At 62.9% G+C, this 2,567-nt stretch carries 5 protein-coding genes; 1 reads left to right on the top strand and 4 read right to left on the bottom strand.

Annotation, left to right across the window (positions count from 1 at the left end; translation table 11 throughout):
* Nucleotides 1-81 precede the first annotated feature (81 nt).
* Genes AC2VON_RS18325 through AC2VON_RS18310 form a run of 4 tightly spaced genes read right to left on the bottom strand, consistent with a single transcriptional unit; the run spans nt 82 to nt 1,473 of the window.
* Nucleotides 82-180: a hypothetical protein gene (locus AC2VON_RS18325; RefSeq protein WP_486954230.1), complete on the bottom strand. Its 99-nt coding sequence runs from the start codon at nt 178-180 to the stop codon at nt 82-84.
* A 37-nt stretch (nt 181-217) separates the two neighbouring features.
* Entirely contained in the window at nt 218-799 is a 582-nt protein-coding gene (locus AC2VON_RS18320; protein ID WP_486954229.1) for a transposase family protein, read from the bottom strand.
* Between the two features lie 45 nt (nt 800-844).
* Nucleotides 845-1,168, bottom strand: coding sequence for a transposase (locus AC2VON_RS18315; RefSeq protein ID WP_486954228.1), 324 nt, complete (start codon nt 1,166-1,168; stop codon nt 845-847).
* A complete protein-coding gene (locus AC2VON_RS18310; protein ID WP_486954227.1) occupies nt 1,153-1,473 on the bottom strand; it encodes a transposase in 321 nt (106 codons plus the stop codon). The genes AC2VON_RS18315 and AC2VON_RS18310 overlap by 16 nt, the downstream gene beginning before the upstream one ends.
* A gap of 232 nt (nt 1,474-1,705) precedes the next feature.
* On the opposite strand from AC2VON_RS18310, the gene AC2VON_RS18305 reads away from it, so the two are divergent.
* The coding region (locus AC2VON_RS18305) for a class I SAM-dependent methyltransferase (protein ID WP_486954226.1) at nt 1,706-2,567 on the top strand (862 nt) is incomplete at its 3' end.

Here is a 2,567-nt window from a genome sequence, read left to right as displayed (position 1 = left end):
CCCAATCCACCCACCCAACGTAGGCGACCAACCACGCGCGCCGACCTACGCACCGCCAGCCTCGACGAAGTACTCTGCATCTCAGGTCCGTAGCCCTGGGCGTACTCGCACCTTATCCAGTGCATTGAGCGCCCGAGCGACTACGTGGGACGGATCCAGGCAGATCACTGCTTGCGGCACCCGCTCTCGCGGCACGGCGTGGATCTATTCCGCACCGTCACAGCTGACATGGGTCACCAACCTGACGCGTTCGGGCCCCAGATGGTCGAAGAACTAACTCTAACCCAGGGTGTCTTTGTTGCGACCCTCGGCAGCCCACACCAACCTGCCTGTCGCGTGGTCGATCACGCACATCAAGAAGCGGTGGCCTTTGCGGTAGGCGGATCTCGTCGATGCCGATGCGGGTCAGTCCGACGAGCAGGTCGTTGGTGTCGCGGCCATCGGCGACCACCCGAGCGACGATCGCGGCGATGGTGCGCCAGGCCACCCGTAAAAACACCGCGACCACACTGATGGCGGCGTGCGCGGTCAACCACTCGGCTGTGTCCTCAAATGCCCAGGTGTGGCGGGCGCCGGGCCGCGCCCACGGCGCGTGGGCCACCACCACTCCATGCTCGGGGCAGGCTACCCGCGGCGCGGCGGCCTGCAGATAGGCCTTCGTCATCCCCAGATCCAGGCTGCGCCAGCACCTGATCGCGTCCCCGTTGTCATAGCCGGGGCAGCGTTTCCGGCACCGAGAGCACCGGCTGGCCTGGCTTGCCTTGGGCCGCACCGCAAACACCAGCACCTCGCTGGTCACCGGCTGGTTGCCGCGCGCGGTCTCAGAACGTGTTTGGAAAGGGGTTTACGGCGCATGGGCCGGTTGCCACGGCCCTCGTCCGGGTGGGGGTGCCAGATGTCGTGCCATGAGGCCGATCATGGCCCATTTGACCATAGCTCCGGAATGGACGGGCAGGCGTTCATAATCGCGGTCGAGTCGTCGCCAGCGCACCAGCCAGGACAGCGTTCTTTCCACCACCCAACGGAGCGGCAGAACCTCGAAAGTGCGCTGCCCCTCGGGTTTCCGCACAATCTCCAGCAGGATCCGACAGTACTGGGCGACCCAGGCGACGAGCTTGCCCGCGTAGCCGCCGTCGGCCCAGACCAGCGCGATCAACGGCATCGCCATCTTCGCGCGGTCAATGATCCGGCGCCCCCGTCGCGGTCCTGCAGGCTGGCCGCGATCACCGGCACGATGATGAGCAGGCCCAACGTGTCGACGACGATGTGTCTCTTGCACCCGTTGGTCTTCTTGCCGGCGTCATAGCCGCGGCTGTCGGCGCCGACGGTGTCGGCGCCCTCGACCGACTGGGCGTCCACGATCCGCCGGCGCGAATGGGTCGCCGGGCGACCGCCCGGGCGGGGCTCCACCATCGGCGCGATCAGTGCCCACTGCGCCTCGGTCAAGTCCGGCGGATATGGCTCGGTTCGCACGCACACACCACCCCGGCCTTCTGCTCGGCGCCGTATTGACGACTCGTCCGCTTGGCCGAGGGTGATTGTTTCTTCGACATGGCTCCGTCCTCGTTTCCAAGGTCTGGACCCCCAGCATTTCCAGGACGGTTCACAGTTGCGAGAGGTGCGCGCTCAATTGTACTAAGTTGGGAGGTGTTGTTATAATTCGCGCATCTGGACCGCAACGACTCACGCGGAGGTTATCTCACCAATGTCGACCGACTCCGCTCTGATCGAAAAAATCCTGCTGGTCGCTTGTTTGTCTGACGCTGAGATTTCTACTCGCGTTGCCGACATCGGTCCGGACATCGTCGGTGAAGCGTTACTGGCCGAGGTAGCCTGCCGCGCTGCTCTGCTCGACGGCCCGGTAGGTAATTTGGCAATTCAGTGCGATCTCGGCTTTGGCGGCGAACGGCTGGGTTATATCCTCACGTTGGGTGATCATCACGCTTACGTCGAAACGGGTTGGCACAGTGAGGCTTCCGCGACTGTCCGGCAAGATCTGGTAGACCTGCTGCGCGAACTTCTTGGTCCGCCCGGACCGCACGGTGCTACCCGGGAGTTGTTCAGAAAAAATCCGAGCGTAGGTCTGCGCACGCCAACAGATACAGCGGCTGTTGCCGCGATCTCGCAGGTGGTTGGCGCGGTGTCGCAACGTCCAAAGAGTTTGTCTGACCTTGCCGTTTTGTTTGGCACAGACAAATGGGGTGGGCACTGGTACACGCCGCACTACCAGAGGTATTTCGAGCCGTATCGGGAGCTATCGGTGAAGCTGCTGGAGATCGGCGTGGGCGGCTACAACTCGCCCGACCTTGGTGGTGAGTCCCTACGTATGTGGAAGCACTATTTCCGCCGGGGATTGATCTACGGATTGGATGTATTTGCAAAGCCCAACCTTGCAGAAAGCAGGCTGTATGTCTTGCAGGGAGACCAAGGTGATGAGCGGTTCCTCGACTCGATGGCTTGCGAAATCGGACCCTTCGACATCGTCATTGATGACGGTAGCCATTTCAGCCACCACGTCATCACCTCTTTCAATGCTCTATTCCCGCATGTGCGGCCGGGCGGCCTCT

The organism is Mycobacterium sp. TH-M82, assembly GCF_057473605.1.
Note: the sequence above shows the minus strand (reverse complement) of the source record. Positions and strands in the feature narration are given on the sequence as shown.

Excerpts from the sequence above, each read along its gene's own strand:
- AC2VON_RS18315 (WP_486954228.1), bottom strand. The coding sequence starts at position 1,168 with ATGGCGATGCCGTTGATCGCGCTGGTCTGGGCCGACGGCGGCTACGCG.